Origin of the sequence: Amycolatopsis sp. NPDC051102, from assembly GCF_040682815.1 — a bacterium.
Taxonomy (GTDB): Bacteria; Actinomycetota; Actinomycetes; order Mycobacteriales; family Pseudonocardiaceae; genus Amycolatopsis.
In genome coordinates this window covers 657,013-676,861 of record NZ_JBFBBT010000001.1, presented here as the reverse complement: position 1 = coordinate 676,861, position 19,849 = coordinate 657,013, and the positions used below count along the sequence as shown (strand labels likewise).

General features: G+C 73.7%; 10 protein-coding genes and 1 pseudogene. 8 read left to right on the top strand and 3 right to left on the bottom strand.

The genetic code is table 11. The features are described 5' to 3' along the window. Nucleotide 1 precedes the first annotated feature (1 nt). The gene (locus AB0M93_RS02900; protein ID WP_364267713.1) at nucleotides 2-553 is read right to left on the bottom strand and encodes a DUF6328 family protein; all 552 of its coding nucleotides are present in this window, start codon (nucleotides 551-553) and stop codon (nucleotides 2-4) included. 367 nt (nucleotides 554-920) lie between these two features. Here AB0M93_RS02900 and AB0M93_RS02895 point away from each other — a divergent pair. Further along, nucleotides 921-1,034: pseudogene (locus AB0M93_RS02895) on the top strand (LuxR C-terminal-related transcriptional regulator); the annotation flags it as partial. Between the two features lie 33 nt (nucleotides 1,035-1,067). On the opposite strand, the gene AB0M93_RS02890 reads toward AB0M93_RS02895, so the two are convergent. Then, the gene (locus AB0M93_RS02890) at nucleotides 1,068-1,448 is read right to left on the bottom strand and encodes a helix-turn-helix domain-containing protein (protein WP_364267711.1); all 381 of its coding nucleotides are present in this window, start codon (nucleotides 1,446-1,448) and stop codon (nucleotides 1,068-1,070) included. A 101-nt stretch (nucleotides 1,449-1,549) separates the two neighbouring features. Here AB0M93_RS02890 and AB0M93_RS02885 point away from each other — a divergent pair, with 101 nt between their 5' ends. From AB0M93_RS02885 to AB0M93_RS02865, 5 genes are all read left to right on the top strand, one after another. Continuing rightward, entirely contained in the window at nucleotides 1,550-2,368 is an 819-nt protein-coding gene (locus tag AB0M93_RS02885) for an alpha/beta fold hydrolase (RefSeq protein WP_364267709.1), read from the top strand. A gap of 116 nt (nucleotides 2,369-2,484) precedes the next feature. Beyond that, nucleotides 2,485-3,690: an LLM class flavin-dependent oxidoreductase gene (locus tag AB0M93_RS02880; RefSeq protein ID WP_364267707.1), complete on the top strand. Its 1,206-nt coding sequence runs from the start codon at nucleotides 2,485-2,487 to the stop codon at nucleotides 3,688-3,690. Between the two features lie 11 nt (nucleotides 3,691-3,701). Beyond that, a complete protein-coding gene (locus AB0M93_RS02875; protein WP_364267705.1) occupies nucleotides 3,702-5,042 on the top strand; it encodes an NtaA/DmoA family FMN-dependent monooxygenase in 1,341 nt (446 codons plus the stop codon). 65 nt (nucleotides 5,043-5,107) lie between these two features. Continuing rightward, entirely contained in the window at nucleotides 5,108-5,602 is a 495-nt protein-coding gene (locus tag AB0M93_RS02870; protein WP_364267703.1) for a SigE family RNA polymerase sigma factor, read from the top strand. Beyond that, nucleotides 5,602-6,477, top strand: a complete 876-nt coding sequence (locus AB0M93_RS02865) for a hypothetical protein (RefSeq protein WP_364267701.1) — start codon at nucleotides 5,602-5,604, stop codon at nucleotides 6,475-6,477. Before AB0M93_RS02870 ends, AB0M93_RS02865 begins: the two co-directional genes overlap by 1 nt. A gap of 31 nt (nucleotides 6,478-6,508) precedes the next feature. Here the strand turns inward: AB0M93_RS02865 and AB0M93_RS02860 are convergent, their stop codons facing one another. Next, entirely contained in the window at nucleotides 6,509-7,357 is an 849-nt protein-coding gene (locus AB0M93_RS02860; protein WP_364267699.1) for a hypothetical protein, read from the bottom strand. 219 nt (nucleotides 7,358-7,576) lie between these two features. Here AB0M93_RS02860 and AB0M93_RS02855 point away from each other — a divergent pair, with 219 nt between their 5' ends. Further along, the gene (locus tag AB0M93_RS02855; RefSeq protein WP_364267697.1) at nucleotides 7,577-11,371 is read left to right on the top strand and encodes an amino acid adenylation domain-containing protein; all 3,795 of its coding nucleotides are present in this window, start codon (nucleotides 7,577-7,579) and stop codon (nucleotides 11,369-11,371) included. Continuing rightward, on the top strand, nucleotides 11,368-19,842 hold the full coding sequence (locus AB0M93_RS02850; RefSeq protein ID WP_364267695.1) for an amino acid adenylation domain-containing protein: 8,475 nt from the start codon (nucleotides 11,368-11,370) through the stop codon (nucleotides 19,840-19,842). Before AB0M93_RS02855 ends, AB0M93_RS02850 begins: the two co-directional genes overlap by 4 nt. Nucleotides 19,843-19,849: the final 7 nt, after the last annotated feature.

Here is a 19,849-nt window from a genome sequence, read left to right as displayed (position 1 = left end):
GTCAGCGGTCTCCGGAGTTGCGGATCCGGCTCCACATCGGGACGACGAACCACCACAGCGCGAACCAGCCGAGCGCCCCGGCGGTGAACCACCCGGCGAGCGCGGGCCCGAGGGTGACGCTGAGGATCAGCAGCAGCGCGGAGCCGATGGAGAGCATCAGCAGGGTCAGCCCGCACAGGGCGAACCGGCTGGACGCGAGCACGAGCTGCCGCTTGAGCCGCCGCTGGTAGACCAGCCGGTGGAACGCGGCGGGCGCGATCAGCAGCGCGGTGGCGGCGGCCCCGAGCACCAGCGCGGCCACGTAGACGCGCCGCTCGAACTCGGTCAGCGTCGCGAAGCGCGGGGTGAAGGCGACGGTGAGCAGGAAGGCGAGCAGCAGCTGCACCCCGGTCTGCGCCACGCGCACTTCCTGCAGTATCTCGGCGTAGTTCCGGTCCAGCCGCTGCGCGGGCGTCTCGCGGCGCACCGCGAAGTTCCACAGGTCATGGGCATCCGGCGGCTCGCCGAGCTGCGGCCGGTCCGGGTAGGTCGGGTCGATTCCGTTCACCTTCATGCCGAAACCGTCCCGTGAACGGCGGATCGAAACATCGGTCGATCAAGGGATGTGGGAAGCGGGCGCGGGCAGCGCGTCACGTACGTCTTCGCCCGCTCGTGGTGGTCATCAACGCCTGGTCGTTCGCCGGGTAGTAGCCGGCGTGCGCCCACGCCTGGCACCCGCCGTCCCAGGTGTCGCTGCTGCCGTCGGCCCGCCAGAGGCTCGGCAGCGAGGCAGCGAGGCGGCGGAGCGCGTGCCGTGCGCCTTGCCCTGCGCGACCTCCTTCGCGACGGCGATGGCCAGGGCGGTGAGAGCGAGGACGCGACCGGCCGCCTGATGCGGCTTGGCGAGAAACATGTCAGAAAACTCCTTGGCCGGAAATTCCTTGAGCGCCAAGACCGTCCGGAACCGGGTGTCGAGCATCTTCGGCAAGCTCCAGTGCGCCCACCGGGCCGAAGCCATCGTCAAGGCCCGCGAAGCCGGTCTGGGTCGCCAGTAGCCGGGCTCTTCCGGTGGTGTCGCCGCACGGCGTTCACTGCCGCGCGGCGGCGTTCGCCCGGTCGATCGCCGCCATGTTCTCCTCCGCCCAGGTGCGGAGCGCGGCGAGCGGCACCTCCAGGGAGTGCCCCAAAGCCGTGAGGCGGTAGTGCACCCGCGGCGGCACCGTCGGCTCCACCCGGCGCTCGACCAGGCCGTCGCGGGTCAGGCTCTGCAGCGTCACCGACAGCATCTTCTGCGAGACGCCGGGCATCCGGCGCTGCAGTTCGGCGAACCGCACCTCGTCCGGGCCGGCTTCGGCCAGCACCTTGACCACCATCGACGTCCACTTGGTGCCGATCCGGTCCAGCAGCTTGCGGGTCGGGCAGGCGGGGTCGAAGAGGTCGCCGCGCGTGCCCTTCGGCGAAGGGGTCACCTGGAGCTCACCACCTGTCGGGAAAGTGCCGTCTTGGCCGGGCCGCACCGGTTACCTAGCCTCATCTGGTCACCAATGGTAACCCCCCTTCAGGAGGTAGCGTGCGCGAGCAACGGGTCACGGCGAACGGCATCGACATCAACGTGGCCGTCACCGGGCAGGGGCCCGCTTTCCTGCTGCTGCACGGCTTTCCGCACACCTGGCGGCTGTGGACCGCCGTCATCCCGCACCTGGCGCGGCACCACCGGGTCATCGCCCCGGACCTGCGTGGGCTCGGTGCGTCCACCCGCGCCGCCGGCGGCTACGACGCCGGGACCCTCGCCGCCGACGCCGAAGCGCTCCTCGACGCCTTGGGCGAACCGGTGGCGACGGTCGCCGGCATCGATGCCGGCACCCCGGTCGCGTTCCTGCTGGCGATGCGGCGGCCGGAGCGGGTTCGCCGGCTCGTGCTCATGGAGTCGCTGCTCGGGCGCCTGCCCGGCGCCGAGGACTTCCTCGCCGGTGGCCCGCCGTGGTGGTTCGGGTTCCACGCCGTCCCCGGCCTCGCCGAGACGGTGCTCGCCGGCCACGAGGCCGAGTACATCGGCTGGTTCCTCGACGCCGGCACCCGGGGCCGCGGTGTGCCGCCCGCGATCCGGGACCACTTCACCGCGGCCTACACCGGGCACGAAGCCCTGCGGAGCGCCTTCGGCCACTACCGGGCGATGCCCGAAAGCGCGGCCCAGATCGCGGCCGCCACCGCGGCCGGGCGGCTCACCGTGCCCACCGTGGCGATCGGCGCCCACCCGGTGGGCGACGCCCTCGCGCGCCAGCTGCGCCCGGTGACCGACGAGCTGACCGCCCACCTCGTCGAGGATTGCGGGCACATCATTCCGCTGGACCGCCCGGAGGCCTTGGTGCCGCTGCTGCTCGCCGGGTGAGGCCCACCGGTTATTCCCCGCGACCGGCGCCGTCCCAGCAGGTGGCCGCGCCCGCCCGGGTCGTGGCATCCGGAGCACACTGCGGGAAGGAGCCGAGGAGGAAGGGGAACGCCGGGATGGCATCAGGAACCGGACCGCGGATCGCCGTCGCACTGGACGGGGCGGGGTGGCACCCCGCTGCCTGGCGGGAACCCGGTGCGCGGCCACGTGAGCTGCTCACCGCCGGCTACTGGACCGACCTGGTCCGGGAAGCCGAGGCCGGCAAGCTGGACTTCGTCACCTTCGAAGACTCGCTGGCCCTGCAGACCGTGAACCACCTCGACCGGCCCGGCGAACGGGCCGACATCGTGCAGGGCCGGCTCGACGCCGTGCTCGTCGCCGCCCGCGTCGCGCCGCTGACCTCGCGCATCGGGCTCGTGCCGACCGCGGTGGTCACCCACACCGAACCGTTCCACCTGTCCAAGGCCATCGCCACGCTCGACTACGTCAGCTCCGGGCGGGCCGGGGTGCGCGTGCAGGTCGCCGGGCGCGCCGACGACAACCGGCACTTCGGGCGCCGCGACTTCGGGGAGTTCCGGCTCGAGGACTCCGCCGAGCCGGACAAGCCGAGCCCGCTCAAGGACCTGTTCGACGAAGCCGCGGATTACGTCGAGGTGCTGCGGCGGCTGTGGGACAGCTGGGAGGACGACGCCGAGATCCGCGACGTCGCCACCGGCCGGTTCGTCGACCGGGACAAGCTGCACTACATCGACTTCACCGGCCGCTGGTTCTCCGTCAAGGGCCCGTCCATCACGCCGCGGCCGCCGCAGGGCCAGCCGCCGGTCACCGCGCTCGCCCACGCCGCCGTCCCCTACCGGCTCGCCGCGCGCTCCGCCGACGTCGTCTACGTGACGCCCTTCGACCGCGAGCAGGCCGGCGCGATCGTCGCCGCGGTGCGCGACGAGCAGGAGAACGCCGGGCGCGGAGCCGAAACCCTGCACGTGTTCGGCGACGTCGTCGTGTTCCTCGACGACACCGAGCGAGCCGCCGCGGACCGCAAGGCCCGGCTCGACGATCGGTTCGGCACGGAGTACACGTCCGACGCCCACATCTTCACCGGCACCCCGGCCGGGCTCGCCGACCTGCTGCTCGACTGGCACACCGCCGGGCTCTCCGGCTTCCGGCTGCGGCCGGGCGCCCTCCCGCACGACCTGACCGCCGTCACCCGCGGCCTGGTCCCCGAGCTGAGGTCCCGCGGGGCCTTCCGCACCGAGTACGAAGCGGCCACCCTGCGCGGCCTGCTCGGCCTCCCCCGCCCCGCCAACCGCTACGCCGCCGTCTGAGGAGGCCCGAGATGTCCCGGAAGCAGATCCACCTCGCGGCGCACTTCCCCGGGGTCAACAACACGACCGTGTGGAGCGACCCCGAAGCCGGCAGCCACATCGAGTTCAGCTCCTTCGTCAAGCTCGCGCAGACCGCCGAGCGCGCGAAGTTCGACTTCTTCTTCCTCGCCGAAGGCTTGCGGCTGCGGGAGCAGAACGGGCAGATCTACGACCTCGACGTCGTCGGCCGCCCCGACACCTTCACCGTGCTCTCGGCGCTGGCCGCCGTCACCGAGCGGCTCGGTCTCGCCGGCACGATCAACTCGACGTTCAACGAGCCCTTCGAGGTGGCCCGGCAGTTCGCCTCGCTCGACCACTTGTCGGCCGGGCGCGCCGCGTGGAACGTCGTCACGTCGTGGGACGCCTTCACCGGCGAGAACTTCCGCCGCGGCGGGTTCCTCCCCCAGGACCAGCGCTACGAGCGCGCGGAGACGTTCCTGCGCACCGCCTGGGAACTGTTCGGTTCCTGGCGCGGCGACGAGATCGCCGCCGACGCCGGCCGCGGCGTGTTCCTGCGCGACCCGGAAGCCGGCGCGTTCGCCCACCACGACGCCCACTTCGACATCGAGGGCCGGTTCCCGGTGCCACGCAGCCCGCAGGGCCGCCCGGTGATCATCCAGGCCGGCGACTCCGACGAGGGCCGCGAGTTCGCCGCGGCCACCGCCGACGCGATCTTCAGCCGCTACGGCACCCTCGAAGCCGGGCAGGCGTTCTACTCCGACGTCAAAGGCCGGCTGGCGAAGTACGGCCGCACGCCGGAGCAGCTGGTGATCCTGCCCGCGGCGACGTTCGTGCTCGGCGACACCGACGCCGACGCCCACGAGCGCGCCCACGTCGTCCGGCGGCAGCAGGTCAGCCCGCAGACGGCGATCCGGTTCCTCGAGCAGGTGTGGAACACCGACCTGTCCGGCCACGACCCCGACGGCCCGCTGCCGTCGACCGATCCCGTGGCCGGGGCGACGATCGCCCCCGGCCGCGCCAGCGTCCGCATGTACCGCGACCCGGTCGCCACGGCCCGCGAATGGCGTGAGCTGGCCGAAGCGAAGAACCTGTCGACCCGCGACCTGATCATCGAGGTCACCGGCAGGCAGACGTTCATCGGCTCGCCGGCCACGGTGGCGGCGGCGATCGACGACCTGGTCCAGGCCGACGCGAGCGACGGGTTCATCCTCGTCCCGCACGTGACGCCCGGCGGGCTCGACGAGTTCGCCGACACGGTCGTGCCGCTGCTGCAGGAGCGCGGCTCGTTCCGGACCGAGTACACCGGTGCCACCCTGCGCGACCACCTGGGGATCGCCGCGCCCGAGGTGTGAGCCGTCGCCGAAGTTTCCCGGCCGCGACTGCAACAGGGCGCGGGGGCGGCGGCATCTTGAAGGGTGTGCAGTTCGAAGAGTTCGCCCGCGAGCAGCTGCCCGGCCTGGTGCGGTTCGCCGCCGTGCTGACCGGCGACCGTGAACTGGCCCAGGACGTGGTGCAGGACGCGCTCGTGCGCGCGCACCACGCCTGGCGGCAGCTGGCCGCGGCCGACCGGCCTGACCTGTACATGCGGAAGATCGTCGTCAACGGCTACCTCGGCTGGCGGCGCCGCTGGTACCAGCGGTCCGTGCGCGCGACGCCGGACGTGCTGCTGTTCCGCGGCCCGGCCGAGCCCGATCCGGCCGGGCGGATCGCCGACGCCCACCAGCTCACGGGGCTGCTCGCCGGGCTGAGCCGGGCCCAGCAGGCGTCGATCGTGCTGCGGTTCTACGAGGACCGCGACGACCACGAGATCGCCGCCGTGCTCGGCTGCGCGCCTGCCACCGTGCGCAGCCACATCTCGCGCGGCCTGAGCTCGCTGCGCGTCCGGCTCAACGAAGACAAGGAGAGCGTGTGATGACCGACCTCGACCAGCTGCGCCGCGTGTTGCGCGCCCAGGAGTCGCTGGCCCCCGATCCGGACGCCGTGCTGGCCGTCGCCACCCGCCGGATCCGCCGGCGCCGGGCGACCGGCGCCGGCGCGGTGACGCTCACGGTGGTCGCGGTCGGCGCGGGGGCGATCGGGCTGCTGGAACGGCAGACCGCGCCGGTGCCGCCCGCCACGCACCCGATTCCCGCCGCGACGACACCGTCGCCGGACACCGGGAAGTTCCCGCCCGCCGCGCCGCCGATCAGCCTCGCGGACAGCTCCTGGCAGCTGCTGATGTGGTCCGTTCAGCCGCAGTTCGCCGCCGTGCACTACGGGCGGGACCACCGGTACGCGTTCGAGATCGACGTCCGCGACGGCACCGCGCCCCGCGACGCCCTGCCCGAGAAGCCCACGGCCGCCGGCCAGCTGAAGCACCCCCAGTCGGTCATGTGGCAGGACGGACCGGGCCACTGGGTCTGGGCGCGGACCACGAAGCCGGTGACGGCCGCGGAGATGCTGGCGCTGCTGGGGAAAATCGGCGCCACGCCGCCGGTGGTGCAGTCACCGCTGAAGTCGCTGCAGCTGCCCGGCGGGCAGCGGGTCACGTCGTTCACCAGCGAGCCCGAAGCCAACACCCTGGTGCTCTGCCCCGACTCCGCGACGCAGCGGGCTCCGCTCGACAGCCGGTGTTTGTCGATGTTCGTTTCGCTGAACGAAAAAGCCGGGGACAGCGCGTCGCCGGAGGACCCGTTGCCGGTGCACCAGAACCGGACGATCGGGGGCTACACGATCGAAGTCGACAGCTCGCGCGCCAACGAGCCGGCCGCCCGGGCACTGCTGGATTCCGTCCGGCTGAACCGATAGGCCTCAGCGAACGCCGACAGCGTGGTCTCTCCTACTGCCTCGCGAGCGCCCACGGCATGAGCTTTTCGGCGAGTGCCCGGCTGAACGGGCGGACCAGCTCCTGCAGTTCGGCGCAGGCGGACTCGCCGACGTGCGCGTAGGGAGCCACGCTGTTCTCGTCGGTCGCCTGCTCGATGTCCGCCCGGCGGGCCGCGCCCGCGGGCGTGAACGCCAGGCCGGCGTCGCCGGTGAGCCAGTCCCGCTCGCGGAGGCCGGCGACGGCCCCGTTCCAGTCCTCTTCGGACCACAACCGGGAGGTGCGCAGGGTCTCGGCCGGGACCGCACCGGAAGCGGCGTGGGTGACGAGGGCTTCGATGCCGCTCAGGCCGGCCGTCAGCAGGGCGGCGACGTGGGCGTCCCCGCGGTACTCCCGCAGCAGGGTCTGTGCGTGCCACAGGACCAGGTGCGGCTCGGTGGGCCACGGCAGGGCCGCGTGAGCGGCGAAGAGCGGGCGGCCGGTGACATCGCCGGCGACCGCTTCGGCGGCCTCTCGCAGGAGGTCGGCGGCCCGGCGCATTTCCGGCGAAGTGACCGCGTCGCCCAGGATGCCGCGCAACGCCCGGTCGGCCGCGGCGAACCGCGCGGCCAGGACGGCACCCGGGTCGGTGACGGACCAGGCGGCGGTGATCGACTCCCGGACGAGGGCCGGGTTGAAGTTGTAGAAGGTCGCGACCACGACCGGCGCCGGGACCGCGCCGAGCGCCGCCGACCTCGACGCGAAGTAGCCGGCGCGGCCGGTGAGCCCGAGCTCCCCGTACGCGGCTGCCGCCTCCGGGGCGAAGTAGATCATTCCGTGATAGGGCTCGAGAAGTCGCCAGGTCCGGCGCGCCGCTTCGATCACGCGGTCAACATACCATCCGGTCGGTACGGCGTGGGATCCTCGGCTCGCGACGGGATGCGCAACACCGAAGGGACTTCCGGGCAAACTTCCGTCATCACTCGTCAGCACACGGTGGTGTGGTGTTAACTGTCGGGACAGACAGAGAGTGTTTCCCCGACCTCGACTGTGACGGCACGACGCTGTACCGGTTCACCCGCCCGCCCGGAAAGGCCGTTACCGATGCGAGTGTCCGCCCCGCTGTCGTCCGGTCAGCAGCGCCTTTGGACCGTCTCCCAGCTGGACGGGGCCGGCTCGGCCTACAACGAGACCATGGCTTTTGCGTTGCGGGGCCCCCTGGATCGCGAAGCGCTGCAACGGGCCTTCGACGCTCTCGCCGACCGCCACGAAGCCTTGCGTACCAGGATCGTCGTCGAAGACGGCGAGGCTACGCAAATCGTCGAACCCGCCGGTCACGGGTTTCCGCTCGAGGTCACCGGGCAGGCGGAGGAGTTGTGGCGGAACGAGCCGTTCGATCTCGGGCGGGCTCCGCTGGCCCGGGCGCGGCTGGGGGTCGGGGCGCCGCCCCCCAGCTGCCACGCTACCGGGGAGGACCGACAGTTCGGGGCCGGTGCGGACCACCACATCCTGGTGATCACCGTGCACCACGTCGTTTTCGACGGCTGGTCGCGCACCTTGCTGCTGCGGGAGCTCGGCCTCCTCTATGCCGCTCAGTTGAGCGGCACGGAACCCGGGCTGCCGCCCGCGCGGCCCTACCGCGAACACGCTCGGGCGCAACAGGACTGGCTGACCGGCGGCGGGCCGGCCGTGCACGAGGCCTACTGGCGGGATCGGCTCGACGGCGTGCCGCCGGTGCTGGAGCTGCCCACCGACCGGCCGCGCCCGGTGCGCCAGGACTTCCGCGGCGCACGGGTGCCGGTGACGCTCGGGCCCGACCTCACCGCCCGGCTGAAGGCGGTGGCGCGCGAGCACGGCGTCACGCTCTACTCCGCCGTCCTGACCTGCTGGTTCATCCTCCTGCACCGGCTTTCCGCGCAAACTGACATCGTTGTCGGCGTGCCCACCGCGAACCGGGGTGCCGCGGGCGAGTACCCGGACACGCTCGGCTTCTTCGTCAACACCCTGGCCGTGCGCGGCGAACTGGGCGGCTCCCCCACCGGTGCCGTGCTGCTCAAGCAGGTCCGCGCGGCCCTGCGGGGCGCCATCGACCACGCCGAGCTGCCGTTCGAGCGGGTCGTCGAGCTGGTGAACCCGCCGCGCAGCCCGGCGCACACGCCCCTGTTCCAGACGATGTGCGCCTGGGTGCCGACCCTGCACGACCTCCTGGACCTGCCGGGTGTGACGACCGAACCCCTGGACGTGGCGCACGCCCCCGCGAAGTTCGACCTCGCCCTCGGCCTCGCCGACGAGAAAGGTGACGTCACCGGGCACCTCGACTACGCCGTCGCGCTCTTCGACCACGCCACCGCCGAGCGGTACGCCCGGTACTTCGTGCGGCTGCTGGACCAGCTCGCCACGCGGCCGGATGCGGACATCGCGGGTTACGAGCTCCTCGACGACGCCGAACGCGAAGAAATCCTCACCGGCTGGAGCACCGGTCCCCGGCCGCGCCGGCGTCCCGGCGGGCTCGTCGACCGGTTCACCGCCCACGCCGACGCCACTCCGGACGCCCCCGCGCTCGTCTGCGACGGCCGTACGCGCACCTACGGCGAGCTCGACCGCCGCAGCACGAAGCTGGCGAACGCGCTGCGGGCGCGTGGCGCCGGCCGCGGCCGGGTCGTGGGTGTCCTCAGTGGACGGTCGGCGGACCTGGTCACCGCGGTGCTGGGCGTGCTGAAGACCGGCGCCGCCTACCTCCCGCTCGACCCGGCCCAGCCCGCCGCCCGGCGAGCGGCCATGGTCGAGGACGCGTGCCCGGTGCTGGTCCTGGACGACGTCACCGCCCTCGAAGCCGAAGGCGACGAAACCCGGAGACCGGTCGCGACCGAGCCCGGCGAGACGGCCTACGTCATCTACACGTCGGGGTCGACGGGACGCCCGAAGGGGGTCGCCGTGACCCACCACAGCGTCCTCGCCCTCTTCGACCAATGGCTGGACCGGTTCGGCGCGACTCCCGGTGAAGCAACGTCGGCGTGGTCGAGCATCGGCTTCGACGCCTCGGTGCACGAACTACTGCTGCCGCTGACCACCGGCGCCGTGCTGCACGTAGTCCCCGAGGACGTCCGGCCCGACCCGGCGGCGCTGATGGCGTGGCTACGGGAACACCAAGTGGTCCAGGCGTTCCTGCCGCCCGCGTACGTCCGGTGGGCCGACGAAGATCCCACGCGCCTGCACGGGCTCGCGCTGCGGCAGCTGCTGACCGGCGTCGAACCGCTGACCGACGCCGCGCTCGCCCGGTTCGCCGCCGCGCTTCCGGGCCTGCGGATCTGCTTCGGCTACGGGCCGACGGAAGCGACGCTCTACGCCACCGCGTACTTCGACCCGCAGCCGCTCGACCGCCCGGCCCCGATCGGGCGGCCGCTGCCCGGCTCGCGGCTGTACCTGCTGGACGAGCGGCTGCGGCCGGTGCCGCCGGGCGTCGCGGGCGAGGTGTTCCTGGCCGGCGACTGCCTGGCGCGCGGCTACCTGCACCGGCCGGGGCTGACCGCGGAGCGGTTCGTCGCGGACCCGTTCGTCCCCGGCGAGCGGATGTACCGCACCGGCGACCTGGCCCGCTGGCTGCCCGGCGGCGAGGCCGAGTACGCCGGGCGCCGGGACGACCAGATCAAGCTGCGCGGTTTCCGCATCGAGCCCGGCGAGGTGACGGCCGCGCTGCTGGCCGTGCCCGGCGTCCGGGAGGCCGCCGTGCTGGTCGACCGCGAAGGCGAGCCGCGGCTCGTCGCCGGCGTCGCGGGCGGCGGCCGGACCCCGCACGAGTGGCGTGCCGCGCTGGCCGACCGGTTGCCGGACTACATGATCCCGTCGGTGTTCGCCGAGTTCGACCGGCTGCCGCTGAGCCGCAGCGGCAAACTCGACCGCGACGCCGTCCTCGCGCACGCCCGCGCGAGCGCACCGGCCGCGGTCAACACCGCCGCTCCGCGCGACCACGTCGAACTCGCGCTGCTGCGGATCTGGCGGGACCTGCTGCTGCACCCCGCGATCGGCGTCTCGGACAGCTTCTTCGACGTCGGCGGCACGTCGATCTCGGCGATCAAGCTGGCCCACGCCGTCGGCGCGGAGTTCGGCCGCGAGCTGCCGATCCGGGACGTCATCCTGCACCCGACCATCGAGGCGCAGGCCGCGCTGCTGCGCACGGACCGCCCGCCCGACGGCGGCAGCGTGATCGAGTTCCGCCGCGGCGCCGGGCGGGCGCGCGTCGTCTGCGTGCACCCGGCGGGCGGCACGGCGTTCTGCTACCTGCCGCTCAGCGCCCTTCTGCCCGACGACGCCGGCGTCCTCGGCATCCAGTCCCCCGGGCTCAACGCCGGCGAGGAGCCGCTGCCGAGCGTCGAGGCGATGGCCGAGGAGTACCTGCGGCTGGCCGACCCGCAGCCGGGCGAGACGTTGGTCCTTTGCGGACTTTCCTACGGCGGCCTGGTCGCGTACGAGATGGGACGGCGGCTCGCGGAGCACCACCCGCGCGTCAGCGTCGTCCTGCTCGACACGACCGCCACCGACGACCCGGCCGCGAAGGCGGCGATCGAGCCGGTGCCCGCGGCCGAATTCCGCGAAAAACTCGTTCGCTTCAACGGGATGTACCCCGGGATCGAGGACGCGCAGATCGAGCGCTACCACCGCACGTACAACCACAACCGGCTGACCGCGCGCGAGCACGATCCCGGCGAGACCGCGGCGCGGGTGGTGTTCGTGCAGGCCGTCGGCGAGGACACGCTCCCCGGCACCGCCGAGTTCTGGCGCCGCCGCGCCCGCGGCGAGTTCGAGGTGGTCCCCGCGGACTGCGGGCACTGGGACATGCTGGAGAGCGACGCGCTGCCGCTGGTCGCGAAGCTGATCACCGCCGAGCTGGCGGCCCGATGACGTCGATCGCCCGCCGCGTCCACGACCGGGCCCTGCGGCACCCGGACGCCCTCGCGGTGTCCGACGGCGACCGCAGGCTCACCTACGCCGAGCTGAACGCGAGTGCCGCCGCCGTCGCGAAAGCGCTGTCCCGCCGGGGGATCCGGCCGGGCGACGCGGTCGCCGTCGGCCTGCCGCGCTCGGCGGAGCTGATCCAGGTCATGCTGGGCGTGCTGCGCCTCGGCGGCCAGGTCGTCCCGCTGGACCGGCAGAGCCCACCCGCGCGCCGGGACGTCATCCTCGCCGATGCGGGCGCGGTCACGGTCGTCAGCGAGGACCTTCCCGGCGTCACTCCGGCCGAACTGCTGGCCGAAACCGCGGAAGCGGGCGTGCCGGCCGAACCCGCGCCGGCGTCGTTCCTGTTCTCCACCTCCGGCACGACCGGGCGGCCCAAGGGCGTCGAGGTGCGCGACGCCGGGATCCTGCGGCTGGCCGAACCCGGCTGGCTCGAGCACGGCACCCGGTTCGCCTGCCTGGCCAACCCCGCGTTCGACGCCATCAGCTTCGAGGTGTGGGTGCCGCTGCTGACCGGCGGCACCTGCGTCGTCCTGGGCGACGACACCGTCCGCGACCCGCGGGCGTTCGCCGACGCCCTGGTGAGCGAGCGCATCGACACGATGTTCGTGACCGCGACGCTGTTCAACGCGGTCGCCGAGACCGTGCCCGGCAGCTTCGCGACCGTGCGCCGGGTCGTCATCGGCGGCGAACAGCTCAACGCCCCGCTGATCCGCCGCTGGTACCGGGCCAACCCGGACTCGCCGACGCGGCTGCAGAACGGCTACGGCCCGACCGAGACGACGACGTTCGCGCTCAGCTACGCCATCCCGCGCGGCTTCGACGGTGACGTCGTCCCGATCGGCCGCCCGCTGCCGGGCACCGGCGCGGTCGCAGTCTTCAAAACGGACGAGCCGCCGGACGAGCGAGTGGCCGCCGAGGGCGAAGTCGCCGAGCTGTACATCTCGGGCGCCGGCGTCGCGCTCGGCTACCGCGGCCTGCCCGCGGAAACCGAGCAGCGGTTCGTCCGGCTGCCGTGGCTCGACGAGGGGCGCGCGCGGTTCTACCGCACCGGCGACCTGGTCCGCGTGCTGCCGGGCGGCCGGTACGCCTACGTCGGGCGCACCGACCGGCAGGTGAAGGTCCGCGGATTCCGGATCGAGCCGGGCGAGCTGGAACAGCGGCTGCTGAGCCACCCGGAGATCCGGCAGGTCCACGTGGCCGTGCGCCGCGCGGCCACCGCCGAGCTGCTCGCCTTCGTCGTGGCCGGCGATCTGTCGTTCGACGCGTTCGAGGCGCACCTGGCCGAGACCGTGCCGGCCTACATGCGGCCGCACCACGTGTTCCGCGTCGGCGAGCTACCCCGGAACGCGAACGGGAAAGTCGACGAACCGGCGTTGCTGGCGGGCGGGTTTCCGCCGTGGCGGCCGGACACCGGCGGCGAAGCGACGCCGTGGGAGCGCGAAGTCCTGGACGTCGTGTCGGATGTCCTCGATGTCCCCGACGCCCGGCCGCTCGACAGCTGGCTGCGGTCCGGCGGCGACTCGCTCAAGGCGTTGCGGCTGCGGTTCGCGATCCGGGAGCGTTGGGGCGCGGACCTCGCGCCTTCGGTGGTGCAGCGCGGGACTTTCGCCGATCTCGCCGCCGCCGTCGCGGCCGCGGGCCGGGCGGAGTATCCGGAACCGGACCCGCCCACGACCGCCACCTCGGCACCCGCCACCAGTGAGCAGCAACGGCTTTGGCTGCTGCAGCAACGCCATCCGGCTTCCACGGCCTACCACGTGCCGCTCGCTTTCCGGATCACCGGCGTACCCGACGTCGATGCCCTGCGCCGGGACGTGCGGGCGCTCGTGGAACGGCACCCGGCGCTGCGGACGGCGTTCCAGGCGACGCCCGACGGTCTGCGGCAGGTCGCGAAGGCGGCGTACGACCCGTGGACCGAGCCCGGCGACGACTTCTTCACCGCGCCCTTCGACCTCGCCTCGGGCCGGATGCTGCGTGCGGCTTGGCGGCCCGATGGCACGCTTTTGCTCTGCCTGCACCACATCGCGGTCGACGGCTGGTCGCTGAACATCCTGTTCCGGGAACTGTCCGGCGCCGAACCGCGGCCGGCGCACACGCCGTTCGACTTCGCCGCTTGGCAGTCCCGGTGGTTCGCCTCCCCCGGCTACCGCACCCAGCTGACCGAGCGGTCCGACGACGCCGAGCCCCTCGGTCCGGCGTCCTTGGCCGGACGGCTGCACACGACCCGCATCGGACGCGAGCGCGTCGATGAGTGGGCCGGAGAGCTGGGCTTGACGCGGTTCCAGCTGCTGCTCGGCGTGTTCGCCTGGAGCCTCTACGCGGTGACCGGGCGGACCCGGCCGCGGATCGCCGCACCGGTGGCGAACCGGCCGGTGCGGGCGTTCGAGGACGGCGTCGGGATGTTCGCCAACACCGTCCGGCTGCCGCTGACCGTGGACCCGGAGGAGGACCTGGACAGCCAGCTGCGCCGGCTCGGCACCGCGGCCGGCGCGGCACTGGACCACCAGGACGTCGCGTTCGCCGACCTCGACCCCGGCTACGCGGCCTTCGACTACCTGTTCGTCCTGGAGAACACCGACTTCGCGGCGCTGCAGCTGCCCGGCTGCACGGTCAGTCCACAGTGGATCGAGGCTGCCGAGGCGAAGAGCGCGTTGACGCTGTCGGTCGTCGAACGGCCGGACGGCTTCGACTGCCTGTGGGAATACGCGGAAGGCCACTTCACCGAGGCCGAGGCGACGGCCCTCGGCGAAGTCTTCGACCGCGCCTTGCACGGCGACGCCCGGACGCCGGAGCGGCGCGACCACGGCCGTGGCGCGACGGCCGAGCTGACCTGGGAAACCGTGGCCGAAGGCTTCGCCCGGCAGGTCGCGCGGACACCCGATGCCCCGGCGCTGACCGGCGACACGACGCTGACCTACGCCGAACTGGACGCGCACGCGGCTCGGCTCGCCGCCACCCTGCCCGAGGACGCCACCGACATCGCGCTGTACTTCCGGCCGTCGGCCGAACACGTCGTCGCGCTGCTCGCGCTGGCGCGGCTGAACATCACCGCCGTGCCGCTGGATCCGGCGTACCCGCCGGAGCTGCTGCGCGCCATGTTCGACCGGGTCCGGCCGCGCTGCGTCCTGCTCGCCCCGGGGGAAACGTTCGAGACCGACGTCGAGCGGCGGCACGTGACGCTCGCCGGCGGTCCGGTGCCGGACGTTCCGGCCGGGCACGCCGGCCGCCCGCTCTACACGCTGTTCACCTCGGGCTCGACCGGCGTGCCCAAGGGCGTGCGCGTCCCGGACCGCACCCTGGCCAACCTGCTGCAGTGGCAGGACGCGCCACCGGCGGCCACCCAGCAGTTCTCGATGCTGTCGTTCGACGTCTCGTTCCAGGAGATCTTCACGACGCTGTGCGGTGGCGGGGAGCTGCACCTGATCCGCCCGGAATGGCGGCACGACGTCCCCGCGCTGCTGGCGCAGCTGGAGAACGCCGGTATCGAACGGATCTTCCTGCCGTACGTGGCCCTGCAGCTGCTCGCCGAGCACGGCGTCCGGCTCGGCCGGTACCCCACGCGGCTGCGGGACGTGATCACCGCCGGCGAGCAGCTGGTGTGCACCCCGGCGATCCGCCGCTGGTTCGCCGGGCTGCCCGGCGCGCGCCTGCACAACCACTACGGGCCGACCGAAACCCACGTCGTCAGCGCGCTGACCCTCGACGGCGATCCGGCTTCGTGGCCCGAGCGGCCCGCCATCGGCCGTCCGGTCGCGAACGCGGTCCTGCGCGTCGCCGACGCGGCGGGCGCGCCGCTGCCGCCGGGGCAGGTCGGCGAGCTGCTCATCGGCGGTCTCGCGGCGAACCGCTGTTACCTCGGCGACGCGGCTCCGGAGAAGTTCAGCGAGCTGCCGGAGCTGTACTACCGCAGCGGCGACCTCGCCCACTTCGACCGCGCCGGGCTGCTGCACTTCGACGGGCGGGCCGACCGGCAGGTCAAGCTCAGCGGGCACCGGCTCGAACTCGGGCAGGTCGAAGCCGCGCTGCTGCGGCACCCCGACGTCGTCAACGCGGTGGTCGCCGTGGCGGACGACCGGCTGACCGCGTTCCTGGAGTGCCGCCGGCCGCCGTCCGCCGCGGAACTGGCGGATTTCCTGGTGCCGCTGCTGCCGCCGCACGCGCGGGTCGAGCGCTTCCGCGTCGTCGACGCCCTGCCGCGCACACCCAGCGGGAAGCTCGACCGGGACGCCGCTCCCCACGCCCCGGGGACGGATCTCCACCGGGCTTCGGGGACGCCGTCGAGCGAGCTGGCAGCGTTGTTCGAGGAGGTGACCGGCGCGCCGATCGGGCCGGACGAGACGTTCTTCGCCGCGGGCGCCACCAGCCTCTCGCTGATGCGGTTCCACCTGCGCTGCGCGGAGGCGGGGTACCGCTTCACCGCCGCGGACCTCTTCGAGCACGTCACCCTGCGGGACCTGAGCCGGTACGTCGAAGCCGGCCCGGCCGCGGCCACGCCGGCTTCCGGCGCCGCGGCGGCCGAGCCGGTGGCCGTCGTCGGGATGGCGGTGCGGCTGCCGGGTGCCCCGGACCTGGCGGCGTTCTGGGACCTGGTCGTCTCCGGCCGCCGGGGCATCGAGGAGTTCCCGGCCGCCGAGGGGCTGGTCGGCGCGCGCAGCCTCCTGGCCGATCCGCTGGGCTTCGACCCGGAGCACTTCGGGATCAGCCACCGCGACGCGGCGCTGATGGACCCGCAGCAGCGGCAGCTGCTGATGGCGTGCGTCGAAGCGCTGTCGCACGCGGGGATCACCGGCGGGCGGATCGGGCTCGTGGCGGGCTGCGGCGAGAACACCTACTTCCAGCAGATGCTGCGCGAGGCCGACCCGGCGGCGCTACCGGACGGCTTCCAGCTGGCCCTGCATCACGAGAAGGACTTCCTGGCCACGAAGGTCGCCTACCACCTCGACCTGACCGGGCCCGCGCTGACGACCCAGACGGCGTGTTCGAGTTCGCTGGTCGCCGTCCACCAGGCCGCCGGGATGCTGCGCGGCGGCGAGGCGGACGTGATGCTGGCGGGCGGGGTGCTCGTCGACGTCACCCTCGCCGAGGGCTACCGGTACCGGCCGGGCCACATCTTCTCGCCGGACGGGCACTGCCGCCCGTTCAGCGACGACGCGGACGGCACGGTGGGCGCGAGCGGCGTCGGTGTGGTCGTCCTGAAGCCCCTGTCGGCGGCCCGCCGCGACGGCGACACGGTGTACTCGGTGATCACGGGGTCGGCGCTGACCAACGACGGCGCGGTGAAGCAGGGCTACAGCGCCCCGTCGCCGGCCGGTCAGCGTTCGGCCGTCCAGGCCGCGCTCCGGCGAGCCGGACGGTCGGGTGCCGACGTCGGGTACGTGGAGACCCACGGAACCGGCACCCGCCTCGGCGACCCGATCGAGGTGGCGGCCCTGCGCGAGGCGATGCCGGAGTCGGCGGGCTGCGCGTTGTCCTCGGTGAAGAGCCAGCTCGGCCACCTGGGCGCGGCGGCCGGCGTGGTGGGCCTGATCCGCGCGACCCTGGCGGTGCACCACGGGATCCTGCCGCCGACGGCGGATTTCCGCGCCCCGAACCCGGCACTGGACCTGGGACCGTTCCGGGTCCCGACGCGGGCGGAGCCGTGGCCGCCGGGACCGCGGGTGGCCGGGGTGAGCAGCTTCGGTATCGGCGGGACGAACGCCCACGTGGTGCTGGAGCCGGTCCGCCCGCCCGCGCCGGCCCGCCCGGACCCGGTGCGGTGCTTGGTGTTGTCGGCCCGCAGCGCACCGGCTCTGCGCCTGGAGGCGGGACGCGTGGCGGAGTACCTGACGGCACATCCGGAGTCCTATGTGGACGTTCTCCGGCACCTGCAGTCGGGGCGGCCGGAGCACCGGTGGCGGTGGGCGGCGGCCTGCGATGACCCGGCCACGGCGGTCGAGTGGCTCCGCACGGCCGAGCCCCAGGAGGTGGCCGGGCCCGCACTCGGGAGTCCGGTATCTCGCACCGATCCAGCACTTTCCCAGGGAAGTGCCGCCGAACTGGCCACGGCCTGGCTCGCCGGGGCGTCCGTCCACTGGGGACACTCCCCCGCCCCGGCGCCGTGGGACTTCCCGCCGCCGGCCTTCGCCGTTCGCGACTTCGACTTCCCGCGGAAGGCCGCCGCCACCCGGCTGCCCGAAACCGAATGGCTGCACCAGCCCACCTGGGTCCGCCTCCGCCGAGCGACACCCGCAGCCGCGACCACCACCCGCACCCTCGTCATCTCCGGCGAAGGCCCGCTGGCCGCCCCCGCGCTCGACGCCGCCTACCCCCGCGTCGTGCGGGTGCACGCCGCGAAGCACTTCGCCCGGCTCGGCCCCGACACCTTCGAAGCCGACCCCGGCGACACCGCCGCCCTCCGCCAGATCCTCGACACGCTGCCCGCCACCGGCATCGACTGGCTCCACGCCCTCCCCCTCGGCATCACCGGTCCCGTCGGCCACACCGCACTCGACCACGCCACCTGGGCCTGTCTCGACACCCCGGCCGCCCTCCTGCGCGCCGCCCACGGCCGGTCCGTCCGCACCTGGTGGGTCTCCGCCGGTGGGGCGCCCGCGACGACCGCCGTCACGCGGCCCGAAGCCGGGCTCCTCGCCGGGATCACCGCCGTCGGCCCGCAGGAAAGCGGCGTGCCCGGCCACTGGGTCGATCTCCCCGGCCCGGACCTGGACCCCCTCGCCGGCCTCCTCACCGGCCCGACCCCGCCGGCGCGCGTCGCCCTGCGCACCGGGTTCTGGTGGGCGCAGGACAGCTCGCCGGTGGCCCCGGGCGAACCCCTCGTCGTGGACGGGAACCACCTCATCCTGGGCGGGACCGGCGGCATCGGCACCGCGATCGCCGAGGAGCTGCTCAGCCGCACCACCGGCCGGGTCGTGCTGCTCGCCCGGCACCCCCACCTGCCCGAAGCGCTCAAGCCGTGGGCGGACCGCGTCGACCTGCTCGCCGCCGACCTCACCACCGTCACCGCCGGCGACATCGGCGGACCGATCGCCGGGATCGTCCACGCGGCCGGGAGTCCCGCGGGCAGCCTGATCGCCACCCGCGGCGCAGGCACGCAGTCGGTCAAGCTGGCCGGCGCCCTGCTCACCGAGCAGCTCGTCGAACGCGACCGGCCCGCGTACGTCGTCTACTGCTCGTCGCTGTCCGCCCAGTTCGGCGGCGCCGGGCAGCTGGACTACGCCGCCGCCAACGGGTTCCTCGACGCGCTCGCCCACCGCGCCGGCCCGACCGCCCGGCTCTCCCTCGGCTGGGACGTCTGGCGCGACAGCGGCATGGCCGTCACCGCACTGGAAACCGACGCCCGGCACCAGGCCCACCTGGCGGTCGGCCTGAGCGACGACGAAGGCCGCCGCACCTTCGCCCGCGCACTGGCGACCGGTCTCCCCCAGCTCCTGGTCGCGACGACCGGCCTGGACACCGCCAGGACGTTCCACGAACGAGAAGCCGCCCCCACGGCGAAACCGGCCGAAGCGGACCTGACCGAGGAAGTCCGCGCGCTCCTGGGCGTCGCCGAACTCGACCCGGACGTCCCGCTCTACGACCTCGGCGCCGACTCCCTCACCCTGCTGGACGTCGTCGACTCGGTGAAACGCCTCTACGGCGTCGACCTCGACCTCGCCTGGCTCGGCCCCGAGGTGACGATGGCCGCGTTGCTGGCCAAGCTCTCCGAGGCCGCCGACGCGGGTGAAGTCGTGGTCCAGGTCTGGCGCGAAGGGACGGCTCCGGAGGTCGTCTGCCTCGTGCACCCGGTGGGCGGGGACGTCCACGCGTACCGCCCGCTCGTCGAAGCCCTGGACCCGGCGCTCGGCGTCTGCGTGATCGCCGACCCCGCGCTGAGCCGCCCGGAACCACCGGGGTGGTCCGTCGAAGACCGGGCCCGCCGCTATCACGCGGCGCTGGACAAGCGGTTCCCCGGCCGGCCCCGGCTGCTGGCCGGGTGGTCGTTCGGCGCGTGGGTCGCGGCCGGCATGGCCGCCGAGGCCGAGGCGGCCGGGCAGCCCGTGCGGGCCCTGCACCTCATCGACCCGCCGCCGCCCGGCGCGAGCGCCGCGGACTACAGCGAAGCGCAGCTGGAGACGGTCTTCGAGCGCGAACTGGGCGCCGCCGGCGGCACCGCGGGCGAGCACGCGCACAAGCTCGCCCGCGCGTGCCGGGCCAACCTGCGCAGCATGGCCGGGCACGAACTGCCCCGCCTGACCGCGACGCCCGGCCACGTCTGGCTCGCCACCGAACCCGAACCCGGCCTGCCGGTGACCGCCCGCGACGGCTGGCGCGAACACCTGCCCGAACCGAGCCGCTGGCACGAACTGCCCGCCACCCACTACGGGATCGTGCGCGCCCCGCACGTCGCCGTGGTGGCCGCCGCCATCGGACCGTGAGACCCAC